Origin of the sequence: Streptomyces sp. DI166 (genome assembly GCF_900091315.1) — a bacterium.
Classification (GTDB): domain Bacteria; phylum Actinomycetota; class Actinomycetes; order Streptomycetales; family Streptomycetaceae; genus Streptomyces; species Streptomyces fuscus.
On sequence record NZ_FLSP01000077.1, the window covers coordinates 1 to 19,888 of the forward strand.

The window sequence follows — 19,888 nt, forward strand, 5'->3', positions numbered from 1 at the left end:
GCCGCCGACGACACCGAGGCGCTCGGCGGACGCGCCTGCGCCGTGCTGGGCGCCGGTCCGCGCGGCCCGGTCTGCGCGGACCTCGCCGCCGACGGACCGCACCTGCTGATCGAGGGCCCCGCGGGCAGCGGACGCACCGAACTGCTGCGCGCGCTGGTCGCCTCGCTCGCGGCCGCGGAGCGCCCGGACCGGCTGACCATGGTCCTGCTGGACGGCCGGGACGGCACGGGCGCGGGCGGCGGCGACGGGCTGCGGGTGTGCACGGACGTCCCGCACGTCACCACCCACCTCACCGCCAACGACCCCGTGCGGATGCGGGAGTTCGCCCAGTCCCTGAGCGCGGAGCTGAAGCGGCGCGCCGAACTGCTGGGCCGCTCCGACTTCGCCGAGTGGCACGCGGGCCGGCTGCTGACGGACCGTATCGTCGCCCAGCGCACGGCCGGTCCGTCCGGCCGGTCCGGCGGCGCCGCCGACCTGGACGCCCCGCCCAGCTCCACCCTGCGGCTGCGCCCGGCCGCGTCCCGGCAGAAGACGGAGGCCGCGCCGCCGCTGCCCCGGCTGGTCGTGGTCGTGGACGACCTGGACGCCCTGGTCTCCCCCGCGCTGGGCTCCCCCGGCCGCCCCGCCGCCGGTTCGGTGATACGCGCGCTGGAGGCGGTGGCCCGCGAGGGCGAGCTGCTCGGCGTGCACCTGATCGCGGCGACGGGCCTGGACGGCCGTACGGCCGCCTCCGAGACCGCGCGTCTGGCCACGCTGCGGGTCGCGCTGGAGGCCCCGGCCGCCGGACCGGACGAACCGGCGCCCGGCCGCGGGCGCTTGACCTGGGCGGACGGCCGCAGCACCGCCTTCCAGGGCGGCCGGGTGACGGGCCGTATCCCGCGCACGGCGACCCTGCGCCCCACGGTCGTACCGCTGGAGTGGCACCGCATGGGCGACCCGCCCGCGCGCCGCCCGGTCCGCGAACTGGGCAACGGCCCGACCGATCTGGCCCTCCTGGCCAGCGCGTTGGAGCGGGCGGCCAAGGAGGTCGCGGCGGCCGAGGTGCCCTCGCTGCTCTGAGCGCCCGCCGGAGCGGGAGTCGAGCCCCAGTCACGACGTGGTCACGATCGGCCACTTGACACTGCGGGCGCTCTTGCCGACCCCGGACACCGGGCGTAGACCAGAGCGCATAACAGGACAGCGCTGAACGTTCGACGAGGCAACGAAGCACGAAGAACGGGGCAGTGATGCGCAGCAAACGCACGATCCGGATCGCCATGGCAACGGTCGGCGCCCTCGCGCTGGCGCTCACCGGCTGCGGCGGAGACGACGACAACGGCGACGGCGGGGACAGCGGCACCGACAACAGTTCCGCCTCGACCGTCCAACTCCCCAAGCTCGACGGGCAGACCCTGGAGGTCGCGGCCGTCTGGACCGGCCCCGAGCAGGACAACTTCACCAAGGTGCTGGACGAGTTCGAGAAGCGCACCGGCGCCAAGGTGAACTTCGTGCCCACCGGCAACAACACCTCCACCTTCCTGGGCACCAAGATCGAGGGCGGTCAGCCCCCGGACGTGGCGTTCCTGCCCCAGGTGGGTGTGCTCCACCAGTTCGCCGAGAAGGGCTGGGTCAAGCCCCTCGGCCCCGAGGTCCAGGAACAGCTGGACAAGAACTTCTCCACCGGCTGGAAGGAACTGGGCGCCTACGAGGGCAAGCAGTACGGCGTCTATGTGAAGGCCGCCAACAAGTCGCTGATCTGGTACAACACCGCCGCCTTCGAGGCCGCCGGCATCTCCGGGGAGCCGAAGACCTGGAAGGAGTTCATCGAGACCGCGCAGACGCTGTCCGACGCGGGCTCCCCGGCGGTGTCCATCGGCGGCGCGGACGGCTGGACGCTCACCGACTGGTTCGAGAACGTCTATCTCTCGCAGGCCGGCCCGGAGAAGTACGACCAGCTGGCCAAGCACGAGATCAAGTGGACCGACCCGTCCGTGAAGGACGCGCTGACCACGCTCGCCGAGCTGTGGGGCAAGGACGAGCTGATCGCGGGCGGCCGTTCTGGCGCGCTGCAGACGGAGTTCCCGAAGTCGGTGACGCAGACGTTCTCCGGTGACACCCCGGCCGCCATGGTCTTCGAGGGCGACTTCGTCACCGCGAACATCAACGCCGACACCGACGCGAAGGTCGGCACGGACGCCAAGGTGTTCCCGTTCCCGGCGGTCGGCGACGAGCCTCCCGTGGTCAGCGGCGGCGACGTGGCGGTGGCGCTGAAGGACGGCAAGGGCGCGCAGGCGCTGATGACCTTCCTGGCCTCGACCGACGCGGCCGAGATCTGGGCGGCGCAGGGCGGCTTCATCTCCCCCAACAAGGAGATGGACCAGGGCACGTACAAGGACGACGTGACCCGGGGTATCGCCGAGGCGCTGATCGCGGCGGGCGACGACTTCCGCTTCGACATGTCCGACCAGGCGCCGGCGGCGTTCGGCGGCACCCAGGGCGTGGGCGAGTGGAAGCGGCTCCAGGACTTCCTGAAGAACCCGAGCGATGTGGCGGGCGCCCAGCAGCAGCTGGAGGCGGACGCCGCCAAGGCGTACAAGACCGGCTGACGCGCCATGTCGGCCGTCGCGAACGAGGGTGCCGGCGCTCCGCCGGCACCGCGCAAGAGCGTGACGGGCACCAGGGTGTGGGTGGCGGTGCTGTTCCTGCTGCCCGCCCTGGTGCTGCTCGGCGCGCTCGTGGTCTACCCGATCGGGTACTCGGTCTGGCGCAGTCTCTACGACGCGGGCGGGGACGGCTTCGTCGGCCTGGACAACTACGTCGACGTCTTCACCGACGACGCCACGCTGACCGCCGTGCGCAACACGGCGATCTGGGTCGCGGTGGCGCCCGCGGTGGTCACCGCGCTGGGCCTGATCTTCGCCGTGCTCACCGAACGGGTGCGCTGGGGAACGGCGTTCAAGCTGATCGTCTTCATGCCGATGGCGATCTCGATGCTGGCGGCCGGCATCATCTTCCGGCTGGTGTACCAGGCGGACCCGGACCAGGGTGTGGCGAACGCGGTCGTGACGACGGTGCACGACACGTTCACGGACTCCTCGGTCTATCCGAAGGCCCGGCCCAACGCCCAGGTCAGTGACCTGAGACCGTCCGGCGACGGGTCCTTCACCACTACCGGCACGGTCCGGGCGGGCACTCCTGCCCTGCTGCCCATGGTGGGCATCGCGCCCAACCGGCTGCCGGGCGAGCCGCAGGACGCGAAGGCCGCCTCCGGCGACGGCGTCACCGGCACCGTGTGGCTGGACTTCAAGCTCGGCGGCGGTGGCGAGAAGGGCCAGGTCGACGCAGGCGAGAAGGCACTTGAGGGCGTGAAGGTCGAGGCGGTCAAGGACGGCGACGTCGTCGCCTCCACGACCACGAAGGCGGACGGCACCTTCACGCTGCCCGACTCCGCCGACGGGGCCCGACTGCGGCTGCCGGGCTCGAACTTCGCGGCGCCCTACAACGGCGTCGACTGGCTCGGCCCGACCCTGGTCACCCCGGCGATCATCGGCGCGTACGTGTGGATGTGGGCGGGCTTCGCGATGGTGCTGATCGCGGCGGGGCTCGCCGGGGTCGACCGGAACCTGCTGGAGGCGGCGCGGGTGGACGGCGCCAACGAGTGGCAGGTGTTCCGCCGGATCACGGTGCCGATGCTGGCTCCGGTCCTGGTCGTCGTACTGATCACACTCATGATCAACGTGATGAAGATCTTCGACCTGGTCTACATCATCGCGCCGCAGCCCACCCAGGACGAGGCGAACGTGCTGGCGCTGCAGTTGTTCCTGTCGTCCTTCGGCGGCGGCGGCAACTACGGGCTCGGCAGTGCGATCGGCATCATCCTGCTGCTGCTCGTGGTGCCGGTGATGATCGTCAATATCCGCCGGCTCAGGAAGGAGCGCGAGCGGTGAGCGCACTCGACACGCCCGTGCGCGGCAAGCGGTCCTGGGCGTCCCGGCTGGCGAGCGGGGCGGCGGGCGGCGCGCTGCGGGTCTTCCTGCTGCTGGTGGCGCTGTTCTGGCTGGTGCCGACGTTCGGTCTGCTGGTGTCCTCGTTCCGCGAGCCGACCGACATCGCCGCCTCCGGCTGGTGGAAGGTGTTCTCGGCCCCGGCGCAGCTCACCACGGAGAGCTACCGCACCCTGCTGGAGAACGAGGACATCACCAACTCCCTGTTCAACACGGTCTGGATCACCGTCCCGGCGACCCTGCTCGTCGTGCTCATCGGCGCGATGGCCGGATACGCCTTCGCGTGGATGGACTTCAAGGGCCGCGACTGGTGGTTCATGGTGGTGATCGCGCTGCTGGTGGTGCCGGTCCAGGTGGCGTTGATCCCGCTGTCCCAGCTCTTCGGCGACCTCGGGATCTTCGGCTCGATCACCGGTGTGGTGCTCTTCCATGTGGCGTTCGGGCTGCCGTTCGCCATCTTCCTGCTGCGCAACTTCTTCGCGGAGATCCCCCGCGAGCTGCTGGAGGCGGCGCGGCTGGACGGCGCGGGCGAGGCCCGGCTGTTCGCGACGGTGGTGCTGCCGCTGGGCGCCCCGGCCATCGCCTCGCTGGGCATCTTCCAGTTCCTGTGGGTGTGGAACGACATGCTGGTGGCGCTGGTGTTCTCCGACTCCGGCTCGCAGCCGCTGACGGTGGCGCTCCAGCAGCAGGTACGGCAGTTCGGCAGCAATATCGAGGTGCTGGCGCCCGGCGCGTTCATCTCGATGGTCATCCCGCTGGCGGTGTTCTTCGCCTTCCAGCGGCAGTTCGTCTCCGGTGTGATGGCGGGCGCCGTGAAGTAACGCGTACGCCCGTACGGCAGGGGCCGGCCGGTGTGCACCGGCCGGCCCCTCGGCGTGCCGTCCCCCGGATGCCGCAACGCTGCGTAACCAAGTCACCCCGTCGGCCGTTCCGGGGCCAGGGCCTGCGGCCCGCCCGTCCCTGCTGACCGCGCCGACCCATGGATGTTCCCGTTGCCCAGGTTCAGTGTCATCGTCCCCGCGTACAAGGTTCAGGCGTACCTGCACGAGTGTCTGGAGTCGGTGCTCACGCAGTCGTACACCGATCTGGAACTCGTCGCCGTGGACGACGCCTCACCGGATGCCTGCGGGGCGATCGTCGAGGAGTTCGCGGCCCGGGACCCTCGGGTACGGCCGGTGCGCCTGGCCCGCGGGCAGGGTCCCGGCGCGGCCCGCAACGCGGGTCTCGCCGAGGCGGGCGGCGACTACGTGCTCTTCCTCGACGGCGGCGACACCCTCACCCCGGGCGCCCTCCAGGCCGTCGCCGACCGGCTGAAGGAGACCGGCGAGCCGGATGTCCTGGTCCACGACCACGCCGAGGTCCCCTGGACCGGTGAGCCGCCGCACACCCCGGCCCGCCCGCAACTTTACGACCGGGGCCCGGCGCCGTTCCGCCCCGAGGACCGGCCGGGGCTGCTGCGGCTGCCGACTGCGCCGTGGACCAAGACCTGCCGCCGGGAGTTCCTGGAGCGCGAGGGCCTGGCCTTTCCGCCCGGCAGCCACGAGGACACCCCCTGGACGTTCCAGGTCCTGCTCACCGCCGAGTCGGTGGCGACCCTGGACCGGGTGTGCGTGCACCACCGGCTGCGCCGCGAGGGCAGCGGCCCGAGCCGCCGTCACTTCGATGTCTTCGAGCAGTACGAGCGTGTCTTCGCGTTCCTCGCCGAGCGTCCCGAACTCGCCCGCTGGCGGCCGGTGCTGTTCCGCCGGACGGCCGACCATCTGACGGCGCTGTTCGCGCGCGGCGATCTGCTCCCGCGCGCCGGCCGCGCCGAGTTCCTGCGGCTGGCCCGCGACCTGCTGCGCCGCCACCGGGCGCCGGGCACCCCCGTCCCGCCCCTGCGCGAGCGGCTCCGGCACGCCCTGGTCCGTCTGGGCCTGCACCGCACCTACCGCGCCCTGCATGTGGCGGGGGCCCTGGGCCGCAGGGCCGGGAAGGGCGCCGTGAAGCTGGCGGGCGCCCTGCGCGCGGCGGCCCTGCGCCTGCACTACCGGGTCCAGTTGCGGCTGCCGCTGCACCAGGACCGGGCGGTGTTCCGGGCGTACGGCGGCGCGGGGTACGGCTGCAATCCGGGCGCGCTGGAGGAGGCGTTCCGCACCCACGCCCCGCATCTGCGCACGGCGTGGATCGCCCACCCCGAGCACCACCACACGATTCCGGTCGCGACCCGCCGGATCGCCCCGGGCTCGGCCGCGTACTGGACGGCGCTGGCCCGCTCCAAGTACGTCGTCGACAACGAGCCGCACCCGCCGGTCAAGCGGCCGGGTCAGGTCGTCGTGCAGACCTTCTCGGGCACCCCCCTCAAGCACATGGGCCTGGACCTGCGGGAACGCCCGGCGGCGGGCGCGGGCACCGACTTCGGGGAACTGCTGGGGGCGGCCGGTACCTGGGACTACGTCGTCTCCGCCAACCGGCACTCCACGCTGGTCCGGGAGCGCGTCCTGCCGGGCCCGTACCAGACGCTGGAGTACGGCCAGCCCCGCAACGACGTCTTCCAGCAGGCGACTTCGGCCGAGGTGACCCGGCTGCGCGAGTCGCTCGGCATCCCCGGGCACGCGGTGGCGATCCTGTACGCGCCGACCCACCGCGACTACCGCCGCACCCAGCGCTGTCCCCTGGACCTGGACGAGGTGGCGCGCAGGCTCGGCCCCCAGTTCGTGATCCTGGCCCGCGCGCACCGCCGGCACGGCGGCCCGCTCGCCCCCGAGGCCCTCTCGCCCCGGATCGTCGACGTCACCGGGCACCCGAGCGTGGAGCAGCTCTGTCTCGCCTCGGACGCCCTGGTCACCGACTACGCGTCGGTCATGTTCGACTACGCGGGCCTGGACCGCCCGATCGTGCTGCACCTGGACGACGAGGAGGCCTTCGAGGCGGCCCGCGGCACCTATGTCGACCTGCGCGCCTTCCCGCCGGGCGCGATCGCGCGCAGCGAGGACGAACTGGTCGACATCTTCACCACCGGCCACTGGCGCGGCTCCCGCTCCACCCAGCTCCGCTCGGCGTTCCGGGCCCGCTTCTGCCCGTACGACGACGGCCGCGCCGCCGAACGCGTCGTACGCCATGTGGTGTTCGGGGAACGCGGGCTGCCGCCGGTCGTGCCGCCCGCCGAGCGGCATCCGGTGCCCTCGGCGGCGGCCCGCGCGCACGCGCCACTGCCCACGGTGCCGCGGCCCGCTCGGCCGCTGACGCTCACCGACCGGCTCTGACCGCCGTACTCACCGTACTGACCAGGGGAGTTGCCATGCCCTCCAGCCCGTCGCGGCCGACCCCGAGCCGGCCCACCACCTGGCGTCCGGCAGGCCGGCCCGGCGGCCGGGGGGCCGTATGAGGCCGCGCACCTGGGTGCTGCTGCTGGGGGCCCTGTTCGCGGTGCTGCAACTGGCCAACGTCACCGGCCGGGACACCCCCGACTCGCGCAACTACCTGTCGTACGCGCTGGTGCTGCGCGGCGACAGCAAGCCGGAGGCGGCCGAGGCGACCGTCGCGCACTACTGCGCGAGCCGGGCGTCGATGGCGCACCGCAGGCAGAACGTGCACGTGGTCCGCTTCCACCGCGCCGATCCGGCGCCGCTGGTCGAGGCGCGCTGCCGGGCGAAGGAGCTGTCGGAGGTCGAACGGCGGCTGGAGGCGGGCGAGTCGGCCGGTCCGATGGTGCCGTTCTCCTCCGAGCGCTTCATGCGGATCTTCGAGGCGCGGCCCGGCTACCCGCTGTTCCTGGTGCCGTTCGTGACGCTGTTCGGGGTGACGTGGGGGCTGTGGGCGGCCGGGGTGACGGTCGCGGTCGCGGGCGGGGTGCTGGTCTTCCTGATCCTGCGCGCGATGGACCTGCCGGTGCCGCTGGCGCTGACCGGTCAGGCGCTGTACTTCGCCCTGCCGAGCGGGGCGATCGCGATGCGGCCCATGACGGAGGGCCTGCTGATGGCGCTGACGCTGGCGGCCGTGTGGGGCTGTGCGCTGGTGCTGCGCGGGCGGCGGGCGGGGCTGGCGCTGATCGCGGGTTCGCTGGCGGCCCTGTTCGCGGTGAAGCACTCGCAGGCGATGTTCCTCGGGGGGTGCCTGGCGGCGGCGGGCGCGGCGGTGGCCGTGGCGCGGTGGCGCAAGGGCGGGGCGCCGGGCCGGGATCTCGCGGCGATCACGGGGATCGGGGTGTGCGCGGCGCTCGGCACGACCGTGCTGGCGCGGCTGCTCGGCTATCCGACGGTGGCGGAGAGCCTCCAGGACCTGCTCGCCGACCACTTCACCCGGCCGGACCGGGAGCGGCCCTGGGCGGAGTTCTGGCAGTTGTCGGGGAACTTCTGGATGGAGTGGGCGCGCCGGCAGTTCTGGGAGCCGTTCTTCCTCGCCGCGGTGGCGGCGGGGGTGTGGGGGGCGCTGCGCAGGCCGGTGTTCGGGGCGTTCGTGATCGCCGCCGCGGGGACCGGGTTCCTGACCCAGGCCGGGCATCCGGACATCAACATCTGGGGCGGGCGGCTGCTCGCACTGGCCTGGCTGCTTCCCGTGCTGGGGGTGCCGATGCTGCTGGAGCACCTGGTGCGCGACCGGGTGTCCCTGCCCGCGCAGGGACACGCCGATCGCGCGCGGTCATCGACTGCGCGATGAACTACTCGGCGAACTACTCGATGACGAGGTCGACGTCGATGTTGCCGCGGGTGGCGTTGGAGTACGGGCAGACCTGGTGGGCCTGCTCGACCAGCTTGCGGCCGGTCGGCTCGTCCACCGTGTCGGGCAGCTCGACGCGGAGGGTGACCTTCAGGCCGAAGCCCGCGCCCTGCTTGCCTATGCCGACCTCGCCGGTGACGGCCGCGTCGCTCACATCCACCTTGGCCTGCCGGCCGACCAGACCGAGGGCACTGGCGAAGCAGGCCGCGTAACCGGCGGCGAAGAGCTGCTCGGGGTTGGTGCCCTGGCCGTTGCCGCCCAGCTCCACCGGCGGGGCGAGCTGGAGGTCGAGCTTGCCGTCGGAGCTGATGGCGCGGCCCTCGCGGCCGTGGGTGGCGGTGGCGACAGCGGTGTAGATCGCGTCCATGAAGGTTCCGTCCCTGTTCGAGGAGTCGGGGCTCGTTGACGTCCACAAGTAGAGCACACGATTCAGTTGTGCACAACTAAATGGCGAGCAAGAGCTACTCTGGACCCATGAACCGGACCGGGACACCCCACCCGCACCAGGAGGAATGGCTCCGCCTGGACCGCCAGATCTGCTTCTCCCTGCACGCGGCCGCCCGCGCCTTCAACGGCGTCTACCGCGTGATCCTCAAGGACCTCGGCCTCACCTACCCCCAGTACCTGGTGATGCTGGTGCTGTGGGAACAGGGCACCCTGCCCGTCAAGAAACTCGGCGAGCACCTGCGCCTGGACTCCGGCACGCTGTCCCCGCTACTCAAGCGCCTGGAGTCGGCTGGTCTGGTGCGCCGGGAGCGCAGCGCCCGCGACGAACGCTCGGTGGAGGTCGGCCTCACCGAGGAGGGCGCGGCCCTGCGCGAACGGGCCCTGGAGGTCCCGCGCCGGATCGCCTCGGCGACGGGCTTCGAGGTCGACGAGATCAACGACCTGCGCACCCGCCTGGACGCGCTGACGTCGGCACTCGACGCGGCGGCACTGTCGGGGGCGTAGCCGGAAGGGCCGACGGCACTGTCGGGGGCGTAGCCGAAAGCGCCGTTTCTCCTTCATTCTGGGCAAATCGGAGTGGCTATGCTCCAGCGCGGGCCAACTGACGAGGGGACGGCCATATGACCTGGCTGATCACCGGCGGTGCCGGGTACATCGGGGCGCATGTCGTGCGGGCGATGTGCGAGGCGGGTGAGCGGACCGTGGTGTACGACGATCTGTCCACCGGTATCTCCGAGCGCGTGCCCGACGGTGTGCCGCTGGTCGTGGGCTCCACGCTGGACGCCGAGCACGTCACGCGCGCGCTCGTCGACCACGACGTCAGCGGGGTCGTCCATCTCGCCGCGAAGAAGCAGGTCGGCGAGTCGGTGCGGCAGCCGCTGGTCTACTACCGGGAGAACATCGAGGGGCTGCGCGTCCTGCTGGAGTCGGTGACCCGGGTCGGGGTCCCCTCCTTCGTCTTCTCCTCCTCCGCCGCGGTCTACGGCATGCCGGACGTGCACCTCGTGACCGAGGAGACGCCGTGCCTCCCGATCTCCCCGTACGGCGAGACCAAGCTGGCCGGCGAGTGGCTGGTCCGGGCCACGGCCCGGGCGACGGGGCTGTCCACGGCCTGTCTGCGCTACTTCAACGTCGCGGGCTCGGCCGCCCCCGAGCTGGCCGACGTGGGCGTCTACAACCTGATCCCGATGGTCTTCGAGCGCCTCACCGCGAACGACCCGCCGCGCATCTTCGGCGACGACTACCCCACCCCGGACGGCACCTGCATCCGTGACTACATCCATGTCGCGGACCTGGCCGAGGCCCATGTGGCGGCGGCCCGCGCCCTGCGCACCTCCCCCGGCCGTGACCTCACCCTGAACATCGGCCGCGGCGAGGGTGTCTCCGTGCGCGAGATGATCGACCGGATCAACGCCATCACCGGCTACGACCGCCCGCCGACCGTCACCCCCCGCCGCCCCGGTGACCCCGCACGCGTCGTCGCCTCCGCCGACCGCGCCGCCACCGAGCTGGCCTGGAAGGCCAAGCACGACGTCCAGGACATGATCAGCTCGGCCTGGGAGGGCTGGGTCCGGCTGCACCCGTCGGCGGCGCGCGGATGAGCACGGGGACCCCCGACCGGCTGGACCGCACCCTCGGCGCCGTCATCGGCTCGGCCGTCGGCGACGCGCTCGGCGCGCCCTTCGAGTTCGGCCCCGAGGGCGCCTTCTCCGCCCGCTTCCCCGCACCCGGCACGGGCGGCGAGATGTGCGGGGGCGGGGGCTGGGACCCCGGCGAGGCGACCGACGACACGCAGATGGCGGTGCTGGTGGCCCAGTCCCTGCTGGAGCGGGGCGGGCTCGAACTCCCGGACGTCTTCCGGCGGTTCCAGCGCTGGGCGGCGTCCGGCCCGAAGGACATCGGCCTCCAGACCGAGGCCGTGCTGACCAGCGGCGACCCCTGGGACACGGCGGCCGCACTGCACTTCCAGGTCAGCCAGCGCGCGGCGGGCAACGGCGCGCTGATGCGGGCCGCGCCGTCGGCCGTGTACTTCGCCCCGCGGGGCCGCGAGGCCACGATGGACGCGGCCCGCCACCTGTCCGCGCTCACTCACGGGGACCGGGCGGCCTGGGAGGGCACGGCCGTCCTCCACGAACTGATCCGCGTGGCCCTGACCGGCGAGGACCCCCTGACCGCCGTCCCGGACTCCCTGGCCGCCCTCCACCCGGCCCACCGCCCCCGCTACGCCACGGTCCTCTCCCCCGACTGGCACCCCGACGACGCCACCGAGTTCAACGGCGCGGTCTGGCCCTGCCTGGGCTCGGCGGTCTGGGCCGTGCGCACCACCAAGTCCTACGAGGACGCCGTCCGCGCCGCCGTCGACCTGGGCGGCGACACCGACACCGTCGCCGCGGTAACCGGCGCCCTGGCAGGAGCGGTCCACGGCATCGACGCCGTCCCAGCGCGATGGACGGAGGCCCTGCACGTACCCCTGCCGGGCTTCGGCGACCGCGCACTGGACACCGAGGACCTGTCCAAGCTGACGCACGGGCTGGTCACAGGGCCCTGAACACACCCCGGCCCGGCCTGGGCGAACGCGTACGGCACGCCGGGGACCCGGTCGGAGCCGACTCACGGCCGGTCACAGGGCCCTGAACACACCCTGGCCCGGCCTGGGCGAACGCGTACGGCACGCCGGGGACCCGGTCGGAGCCGACTCGCGGCCGGTCACAGCACCCTGAACACACCCTGGCCCAGGGCTGGGCGAACGCGTACGGCACGCCGGGGAGCCGGCGAAGGCCACGCACGGGCTCATCACAGCACCCCGACCACACCCCGGGCCGGGGAACCCCGGCGAAGCCGACCCACGGCCGGTCGCAGCACCCCGACCACACCCCCGGCCCAGGCTCGGCGAACACGCACAGGACGCCGGGGACCCGGGCGGAGCCCACGCGCGGGCTCGTCGCGGCGCCCCGACCACGCCCCGGGCCGGGTTGGCCGAACGCGTCCGGGGCGGGTGCCCAGGGCCTGGCGGAGCCGGGCCGTCGGCTCGTCACAGTGCCCTGAGTGCTCCCGCCGTGGCGCGGGTCAGGGAGGCCAGGTAGTCCTTGGGCAGTTTGGGGCTGCGGATGACCACCGAGCGCCAGTACAGCGGGCCCGAGATCAGGTCCAGGGCCAGGTCGTGGTCGATGCCCGCGCGGAGCTCGCCGCGTTGCTCCGCCGCCGCCACGATGCCGCTCGCCACACCGTCCTGCCCCTCGCGCAGGGCCTTCTGGAGCGCCTCGGCGATCTCCGGGTTCCGGGCCGCCTCCGCCTGGAGGTCCGGGAGGATCTGCGAGGCCACGGGGTGGCGCAGGGCGCGGGAGGACACCTCGTACAGCAGCCGCAGATCCCCCTCCAGGGACCCGGTGTCCGGCGTCGGCAGCCCCTGTACGGCCAGAACCGAGACCACGTCCAGCACCAGGTGCAGCTTGGAGCGCCAGCGCCGGTACACCGCCGTCTTGCCGACCCCCGCCCGCCGCGCGATGCCCTCGATGGACATGCGCGCGTACCCGACCGCCGCCAGTTCCTCGAACACCGCGGCCCGGATCGCTTCCGTCACGTCCGCCCGCAGCACGGCCGCCCCCGCGGGGGCCCGGCGGCGCGGACGCGGCTGGGGTCCGTCGGCGTTCGTCGTCATGCCGCCCAGCATAAGGCGTGACGACGGAACGGTTGCGTTCCGACGTCAACTCGGCCTACGCTCACGTTGCGACGATACGGTCCCGTCCCGACGTAAGCCCGGGACATCACCCCCCTCCCCCGACCGAAAGCAGCGGATGTGAGCCAGGTCCTCGACACACCGCCCCCGACGACGACGGCCCCACCCGCCGACGTCGACCTCGCGGCCCTCGCCGCCCGCCACGGCCTCGCGGTCAGCGGCGCCCGCCCCTCCCTGCCCGAGTACGTCCGCCAACTGTGGGCCAGGCGCCACTTCATCTCCGCGTTCGCCACCGCCAAGCTGACCGCCCAGTACAGCCAGGCCAAGCTCGGCCAGCTCTGGCAGGTGATGAACCCGCTGCTGAACGCGGCCGTCTACTTCCTGATCTTCGGCGTGCTGCTGGGCACCAGGGACGGCGTCCCGGACTACGTCCCGTTCCTGGTCACGGGCGTGTTCGTGTGGACCTTCACGCAGAGCTCGATCCTCGCCGGGACCCGCGCGATCTCCGGCAACCTCGGCCTGGTGCGCGCCCTGCACTTCCCGCGCGCCGCGCTGCCGATCTCCTTCTGCCTCCAGCAGCTCCAGCAACTGCTGTTCTCCATGGCCGCCCTGGTGGTCATCCTGCTGGCCTTCGGCATCCCGGTCGCCGCCTCCTGGCTGCTCGCGGTCCCGGTCCTGGTGCTGCAGTTCACCTTCAACGCGGGCGTCTCCCTGGTCATGGCCCGGATCGGCGCCAACACCCCGGACATCGCCCAGCTGATGCCGTTCGTGCTGCGCACCTGGATGTACACCTCCGGCGTGATGTGGAGCATCGAGCACCTGCTGACCAAGCACCAGGACTGGCCGTCCTGGGTGGGCACCGTGCTCCAGGCCAACCCGCCCGCCGTCTTCATCGACCTCATGCGCTTCGCCCTGATCGACAGCTTCCGCGCGGGCCAGCTCCCGCCGCACGTGTGGGCGCTCGCCACCGGCTGGGCGCTGCTCGCCGGCGTCGGCGGATTCATCTACTTCTGGAAGGCAGAGGAGACGTACGGCCGTGGCTGACCACACCGACCAGCGGGTCCCCACCGTCGTCGCGGACCGCGTCGACATCGTCTACCGCGTCAACGGCACCGGCGCCGGGCGCGGTTCGGCGACCGCCGCCCTCAACCGCATCCTGCGCCGCAAGCAGGCCGAGAAGGCCTCCGGCACGCGCACGGTGCACGCCGTGAAGAACGTGTCCTTCGTCGCGTACCGGGGCGAGGCCATCGGCCTCATCGGCACCAACGGCTCCGGCAAGTCCACCCTGCTCAAGGCCGTCGCGGGCCTGCTGCCGGTGGAGAGCGGCGCCATCTACACCGACGGCCAGCCCTCCCTGCTCGGTGTCAACGCGGCGCTGATGAAGGACCTCACCGGCGAGCGCAACGTCCACCTCGGCGGCCTGGCGATGGGCATGTCCCGCGAGGAGATCAGGGCCCGCTACCAGGAGATCGTCGACTTCTCCGGGATCAACGAGAAGGGCGACTTCATCACCCTGCCGATGCGCACCTACTCCTCCGGCATGGGCGCCCGGCTGCGCTTCTCCATCGCCGCCGCCAAGGACCACGACGTGCTGCTCATCGACGAGGCCCTGGCCACCGGCGACCGCTCCTTCCAGAAGCGTTCCGAGGCCCGTATCCGCGAACTGCGCAAGCACGCGGGCACGGTGTTCCTGGTCAGCCACAACAACAAGTCCATCCGCGACACCTGCGACCGCGTCCTGTGGCTGGAGCGCGGCGAACTGCGCATGGACGGCCCCACGGAGGACGTCCTGAAGGAGTACGAGGCCTTCACCGGCGAGAAGAAGCCCCGGAAGAAGGCCGCCGCCTAGAACCCGCGGCACGACAGGGCGCCCCGAGCCATTACGGCCCGGGGCGCCCTGGTCGTCGTACGACCGCCTACGAGTGCGTGCGCAGCAGGGTGCGCATCGTCCGCATCGCCACCGACAGGTTGGCGAGGTCGAACGTCTCCGAGCCCTGGATCTCCTCCAGGGTGGTGCGCGCCCGGCCCAGGATCGCCGCGTTCTTCTGCTCCCAGGCCCTGAACCGCTCCTCCGGGGTGGAGGTGCCGTTGCCGACCGCGAGGACGTCCGAGGTCAGCGCCGCGTGCGCCGCGTACAGGTCCTCACGGATCGAGGCGCGGGCCATCGACTGCCAGCGGTCGTTGCGCGGCAGCTCGATGATGCGGTCCATGAGCTGGGAGATCCACAGCCGGTCGGCGAGGTCGTAGTAGACCTCGGCAACATCCAGCGGCTCCTTGCCCATGCGGTCGGCCACCGAGACGATGTCGAGCGCCGGGAAGGCGGAGGAGAACCCAGCCACGCGCGTGGCGAGTTCGACCGGGACTCCGGCGGCCGACAGCTCGTCGTAGATCTGCTGGTACCAGTCCAGGTCCGCGCCCTTGAGCAGCTTCGGAAGCTGCGACCAGACCTGCTCGACCCGCTCGGCGAAGAAGTCGATCGTCTCGGCGAGCTCCAGCGGCTGCGGCCGGTTGTTCAGCAGCCAGCGCGTGCCGCGCTCGACCAGACGGCGCGAGTGCAGCCGGATACGGGTCTGGACATCGGCCTCGACCTTGTTGTCCAGCGCCTCGACCGCGTCCCACACCTCGGAGGACTTGAAGATCGCGCGGGCCACCGTCTGCGCCCGGACGATCTCCTCCAGCGAGGCGCCGGTCTCCTCCCGCAGCCGGTGCAGATAGGTCGTACCACCGGTGTTGACCGTGTCGTTGACCAGCACGGTCGTGGTGATCTCCCGCCGCAGCGGGTGGCTGACCAGGTACTCCGGGAACCGCTCGCGCAGCGCCGTCGGGAAGTACGCGTGCAGCAGCGTGCTCAGGTACGGGTCGTCGGGCAGCGAGGTGTGCAGCAGCTCCTCGGCGACCGTGATCTTCGTGTACGCCAGCAGTACGGCCGTCTCCGGGCCGGTCAGACCGTGCCCGTTGGAGATCCGCTCGCGGATCTGGCGGTCGGTGGGCAGGAACTCCAGCGCCCGGTCCAGGTGACCCTCGCGGACCAGGTGGCGCAGGTAGCGCGCCTGGGCGTGCAGCATGTCCTTGGACTGCGCGAGGGCGTTGGCGATGGCCGTGTTCTGCGCGTAGTTGTTGCGCAGGACCAGCCGGCCGACCTCGTCGGTCATCTCCGCGAGCAGCTTGTTGCGCTGCTTGACGGTCATGTCGCCCTCGGCGACCAGCGCGTTGAGCAGGATCTTGATGTTCACCTCGTGGTCGGAGGTGTCCACGCCCGCGCTGTTGTCGATGGCATCGGTGTTGATCTTGCCGCCGTGCCGGGCGAACTCGATCCGGCCGAGCTGGGTCAGCCCCAGGTTGCCGCCCTCGCCGACGACCTGGACGCGCAGGTCGGCGCCGTCGACACGGATGGCGTCGTTGGCCTTGTCGCCGACGTCGGCGTGCGACTCGGTGCTGGCCTTGACGTAGGTGCCGATGCCGCCGTTCCAGAGCAGGTCGACCTGCGCCTTGAGGATCGCCTTCATCAGCTCGGCCGGCGTCATCTTCGACACCTTCTCCTCGATACCGAGGGCCTCGCGGATGTGGGCGTTGACCGGGATCGCCTTGGCCGTACGCGGGAAGACGCCGCCTCCGGCCGAGATCAGGTCGGTGTTGTAGTCGGCCCAGCTGGAGCGGGGCAGCTCGAACAGGCGGCGGCGCTCGGCGTAGCCGGTGGCCGCGTCCGGGTTCGGGTCGATGAAGATGTGCCGGTGGTCGAAGGCGGCGACCAGGCGGATGTGCTCGCTGAGCAGCATGCCGTTGCCGAACACGTCACCGGACATGTCACCGATGCCGACGACCGTGAAGTCCTCGGACTGGGTGTCCACGCCCAGCTCCCGGAAGTGCCGCTTGACGGACTCCCAGGCGCCACGGGCGGTGATGCCCATGCCCTTGTGGTCGTAGCCGGCCGAGCCACCGGAGGCGAAGGCGTCACCGAGCCAGAAGTTGTAGCTCTCGGCGACCTCGTTGGCGATGTCGGAGAAGGTCGCGGTGCCCTTGTCGGCGGCGACCACCAGGTAGGTGTCGTCCTCGTCGTGCCGGACCACGTCGGCCGGGGGCACGACCTCGCCGCCGACCATGTTGTCGGTGATGTCCAGCAGCGCCGAGATGAACGTCTTGTAGGAGGCGATGCCCTCGGCCAGCCAGGCGTCCCGGTCCACGGACGGGTCCGGGAGCTGCTTGGCGACGAACCCGCCCTTGGCGCCGACCGGCACGATGACGGTGTTCTTCACCATCTGCGCCTTGACCAGGCCGAGGATCTCGGTACGGAAGTCCTCCCGCCGGTCGGACCAGCGCAGACCACCGCGGGCGACCTTGCCGAACCTGAGGTGCACACCTTCCACCCGCGGCGAGTACACCCAGATCTCGTACGCCGGACGCGGCGCCGGCAGGTCCGGGATGGCCTGCGGGTCGAACTTCATGGAGACGTAGTCGTGCGGCTTGCCGCCCGCGGCCTCCTGGAAGAAGTTGGTGCGCAGGGTCGCCTTGATGACGGTGAGGAAGGAACGCAGGATGCGGTCCTCGTCCAGGCTCGCCACCTGGTCCAGCGCGGCGTCGACCTCTTCGAGGAGGGCGTCGACGATCTCGCGGCCCGCGCGCTGGCGGTCCGGCGACATCCGCGCCTCGAACAGCGAGACCAGCAGCCGGGTGGTGTGGACGTTGTTGCGGAGGGTGTCCTCCATGTAGTCCTGGCTGAAGGTCGACCCGGCCTGGCGCAGGTACTTGGCGTACGCGCGCAGCACCATCGCCTGCCGCCAGGTCAGCCCGGCGCTCAGCACGAGGGCGTTGAACCCGTCGTTCTCGGCCTGTCCGGTCCAGGTCGCGGCGAAGGCGTCCTGGATCCGCTCGCGGGCGTCGTCACCGGCGTAGTCGACGCTGCCGTTGGGGGCCTTCGGCATCCGGAGGCCGAAGTCGTAGATCCACGCCGTCGTACGGTCCGAGCAGCGCAGTTCGTAGGGCCGCTCGTCGATGACCTCGACGCCGAGCCGGTTGAGCACCGGCAGGACGGCGGACAGCGAGATGGCCGCGCCCTTGCGGTAGATCTTGAAGCGGCGCTCCTCGGGGGCGGCGCCGACCGGCTCGTACAGGCTCAGCGAGAAGTTGTGCTCGTCGGTGAGCTGCTCGATGTGGACCAGGTCGGAGACGGCCGAGCGCGGGGTGTGGTCGGCCTTGTAGCCCTCGGGGAAGGCGTTGCCGTAGCGGCGCAGCAGTTCCGCGGCGCGCTCCTCGCCGAGTTCGGCGTTGAGGGCGTCGGCGAAGCCGTCGGCCCAGGAGCGGGCGGCCTCGACCAGGCGGGCCTCGATGCGCTCCTTGTCCTGGTCGTTGAGCTGCGGCAGCTCGGTGCCCTGCGGGACCCGGACCACGAAGTGCAGCCGGGACAGGATCGACTCGGTGTTCCAGGCGGTGAAGTCGACGCTGATGCCGCCGAGCTCCTCCTTCAGGATGTCGATGATCCGCAGCCGGACGCCGGTGGTGTAGCGGTCGCGCGGCAGGTAGACGAGGGCCGAGTAGTAGCGGCCGTACTCGTCCTGGCGCAGGTACAGGCGCAGCCGGCGGCGCTCCTGGAGGTAGAGCACGCTGGTGACGATCGCCTGGAGCTCGGCGACGGGCGTCTGGAACAGCTCGTCGCGCGGGTAGGTCTCCAGGATCTGCAGCAGGTCGCGGCCGTCGTGGCTGTTGGGCGAGAACCCGGCGCGCTTGAGGACGTCCTGGACCTTGCGCCGGATGACCGGGACGCGGCGGACGGACTCGGTGTAGGCGGCGGAGGAGAACAGGCCGAGGAAGCGGCGCTCCCCGATGACGTTGCCGTCCTTGTCGAACTTCTTGACGCCGATGTAGTCCAGGTACGAGGGCCGGTGCACGGTGGCGCGGCTGTTGGCCTTGGTCAGCACCAGCAGCTTGTGCTCGCGGGCCTTGGCGCGGGCGTCGGCGGGCAGCCGCTCGAAGGAGGGGCTGACGGGGTGGGCGTCCTGGCCGGAGTGGTGCGGGTCCGAGCGCAGTATGCCGAGCCCGGTGCCGGGGACGGCGGCGAGCGAGTCGTCCGCGCGCAGCTCGTACTCGCGGTAGCCGAGGAAGGTGAAGTGGTCGGCGGCCAGCCACTGGAGCAGCTCGCGGGCCTCCTCGACCTCCGGTCCGGGCAGGTCGCCGGGGATCGGCTCGTCGGCCAGGCCCTTGGACAGGCGCATCGCCGCTTCCCGCATCTTCTCCCAGTCCTCGACGGCCTCGCGGACGTCGGACAGGACGCGCAGCAGGTCGGCGGTGATCTGCTTGAGGTCGGCGCGGTCGGTCTCGCGGTCGATCTCCACGTGGATCCAGGACTCGGTGAGCGCGTCGTGCGGGCGCTCGTCCGCGGCGGGCGGGTCGCTGAGCACCTCGACGAGCTTGCCGGTGACGTCGCGGCGGACGACGACCTGGGGGTGGATGACGACGTGGATCCCGCGGCCCTGGCGGGTCAGCTCGTTGGTGACGGAGTCGACCAGGAAGGGCATGTCGTCGGTGACGACCTCGACGACGGAGTGGCTGCAGGTCCAGCCGTTCTCCTCCACCGTCGGCGTGTGGACCCGCACATTGGCCGTGCCCTGCGGGCGGGCCTCGGCCAGCCGGTAGTGCGAGAAGGCGGCTCCGAAGACGTCGACCGGGTCGCGGTCGGTGAGGTCCTCCGGGGCGGTGTGCAGGTAGTAACGCTGGAGGAACGAGAGCACGGTGTCCCGGTCCGGGGTGCCTTCGCCCGTGGTCCCAGTCGGTAGGTGCCCCCCGACCGGGCTGTTCTCAGCTACCCGGGCGGCCCTTTCGAGCAGCTCGGCCTTGGCTTCGTCCAGCTTGGTCTGCATTGTCCTCTGGCTCCTGTCGCGCGCCGTTGCGTGACGTAGAAAGAAGTTCGGTCTCGCCCTCTTCGACGTAACGTCGCGACGCGGGGTGTCCGGTCTGCTTCGACGCTATGCCGCGAGATGAGATGAGCGGGGGGATATCAGCCAAAATCGCCGCGCCCGACGGGTGTGACTCTGCTCTCCGCATTGCCGTCACCGAGGGGTTGCGCGCCATCGTGGGGACCCTCTTGTCCCCA

Annotated in this window: 14 protein-coding genes; 11 read left to right on the top strand and 3 right to left on the bottom strand. The window is 71.7% G+C overall.

Translation table 11 applies throughout. The annotated features are described in order from the left end of the window. From GA0115233_RS29775 to GA0115233_RS29800, 6 genes are all read left to right on the top strand, one after another. Nucleotides 1–1,059: FtsK/SpoIIIE domain-containing protein (locus GA0115233_RS29775; RefSeq protein WP_255310400.1), on the top strand; the 1,059-nt coding region annotated here is incomplete at its 5' end. A 167-nt stretch (nt 1,060–1,226) separates the two neighbouring features. After that, a complete protein-coding gene (locus GA0115233_RS29780; RefSeq protein WP_093723410.1) occupies nt 1,227–2,585 on the top strand; it encodes an ABC transporter substrate-binding protein in 1,359 nt (452 codons plus the stop codon). 6 nt (nt 2,586–2,591) lie between these two features. Further along, on the top strand, nt 2,592–3,926 hold the full coding sequence (locus GA0115233_RS29785) for a carbohydrate ABC transporter permease (RefSeq protein WP_093723411.1): 1,335 nt from the start codon (nt 2,592–2,594) through the stop codon (nt 3,924–3,926). Continuing rightward, a complete protein-coding gene (locus GA0115233_RS29790) occupies nt 3,923–4,804 on the top strand; it encodes a carbohydrate ABC transporter permease (RefSeq protein WP_093723412.1) in 882 nt (293 codons plus the stop codon). The genes GA0115233_RS29785 and GA0115233_RS29790 overlap by 4 nt, the downstream gene beginning before the upstream one ends. 171 nt (nt 4,805–4,975) lie before the next feature. Continuing rightward, nucleotides 4,976–7,228 (top strand): bifunctional glycosyltransferase/CDP-glycerol:glycerophosphate glycerophosphotransferase, encoded by a 2,253-nt coding sequence (locus GA0115233_RS29795; protein ID WP_093723413.1) that lies wholly within the window; start codon nt 4,976–4,978, stop codon nt 7,226–7,228. Between the two features lie 118 nt (nt 7,229–7,346). Further along, the gene (locus GA0115233_RS29800) at nt 7,347–8,621 is read left to right on the top strand and encodes a hypothetical protein (RefSeq protein WP_093723414.1); all 1,275 of its coding nucleotides are present in this window, start codon (nt 7,347–7,349) and stop codon (nt 8,619–8,621) included. 13 nt (nt 8,622–8,634) lie between these two features. On the opposite strand, the gene GA0115233_RS29805 is transcribed toward GA0115233_RS29800, so the two are convergent. Continuing rightward, nucleotides 8,635–9,048 (bottom strand): organic hydroperoxide resistance protein, encoded by a 414-nt coding sequence (locus tag GA0115233_RS29805; RefSeq protein WP_093723415.1) that lies wholly within the window; start codon nt 9,046–9,048, stop codon nt 8,635–8,637. A gap of 107 nt (nt 9,049–9,155) precedes the next feature. Here GA0115233_RS29805 and GA0115233_RS29810 point away from each other — a divergent pair, with 107 nt between their 5' ends. The 3 genes from GA0115233_RS29810 (at nt 9,156) to GA0115233_RS29820 (ending at nt 11,676) form a co-directional block, all read left to right on the top strand. Beyond that, on the top strand, nt 9,156–9,632 hold the full coding sequence (locus tag GA0115233_RS29810) for a MarR family winged helix-turn-helix transcriptional regulator (protein ID WP_250746734.1): 477 nt from the start codon (nt 9,156–9,158) through the stop codon (nt 9,630–9,632). Between the two features lie 116 nt (nt 9,633–9,748). Then, nucleotides 9,749–10,729 carry a UDP-glucose 4-epimerase GalE gene (gene galE, locus GA0115233_RS29815; protein ID WP_093723417.1) on the top strand — a complete coding sequence of 327 codons (981 nt, stop codon included), beginning with the start codon at nt 9,749–9,751 and terminating at the stop codon, nt 10,727–10,729. Then, entirely contained in the window at nt 10,726–11,676 is a 951-nt protein-coding gene (locus GA0115233_RS29820; RefSeq protein WP_093723418.1) for an ADP-ribosylglycohydrolase family protein, read from the top strand. Before galE ends, GA0115233_RS29820 begins: the two co-directional genes overlap by 4 nt. 483 nt (nt 11,677–12,159) lie before the next feature. Here the strand turns inward: GA0115233_RS29820 and GA0115233_RS29825 are convergent, their stop codons facing one another. Further along, nucleotides 12,160–12,786, bottom strand: coding sequence for a TetR/AcrR family transcriptional regulator (locus GA0115233_RS29825; RefSeq protein WP_093723439.1), 627 nt, complete (start codon nt 12,784–12,786; stop codon nt 12,160–12,162). A gap of 138 nt (nt 12,787–12,924) precedes the next feature. Between GA0115233_RS29825 and GA0115233_RS29830 the strand changes: the two genes are divergently transcribed. Both GA0115233_RS29830 and GA0115233_RS29835 read left to right on the top strand, forming a co-directional pair. After that, nucleotides 12,925–13,848: an ABC transporter permease gene (locus GA0115233_RS29830; protein WP_093723419.1), complete on the top strand. Its 924-nt coding sequence runs from the start codon at nt 12,925–12,927 to the stop codon at nt 13,846–13,848. Beyond that, nucleotides 13,841–14,653 carry an ABC transporter ATP-binding protein gene (locus GA0115233_RS29835; RefSeq protein ID WP_093723420.1) on the top strand — a complete coding sequence of 271 codons (813 nt, stop codon included), beginning with the start codon at nt 13,841–13,843 and terminating at the stop codon, nt 14,651–14,653. The genes GA0115233_RS29830 and GA0115233_RS29835 overlap by 8 nt, the downstream gene beginning before the upstream one ends. Before the next feature lie 67 nt (nt 14,654–14,720). Here the strand turns inward: GA0115233_RS29835 and GA0115233_RS29840 are convergent, their stop codons facing one another. Then, nucleotides 14,721–19,655 carry an NAD-glutamate dehydrogenase gene (locus GA0115233_RS29840; RefSeq protein WP_093723421.1) on the bottom strand — a complete coding sequence of 1,645 codons (4,935 nt, stop codon included), beginning with the start codon at nt 19,653–19,655 and terminating at the stop codon, nt 14,721–14,723. Nucleotides 19,656–19,888: the final 233 nt, after the last annotated feature.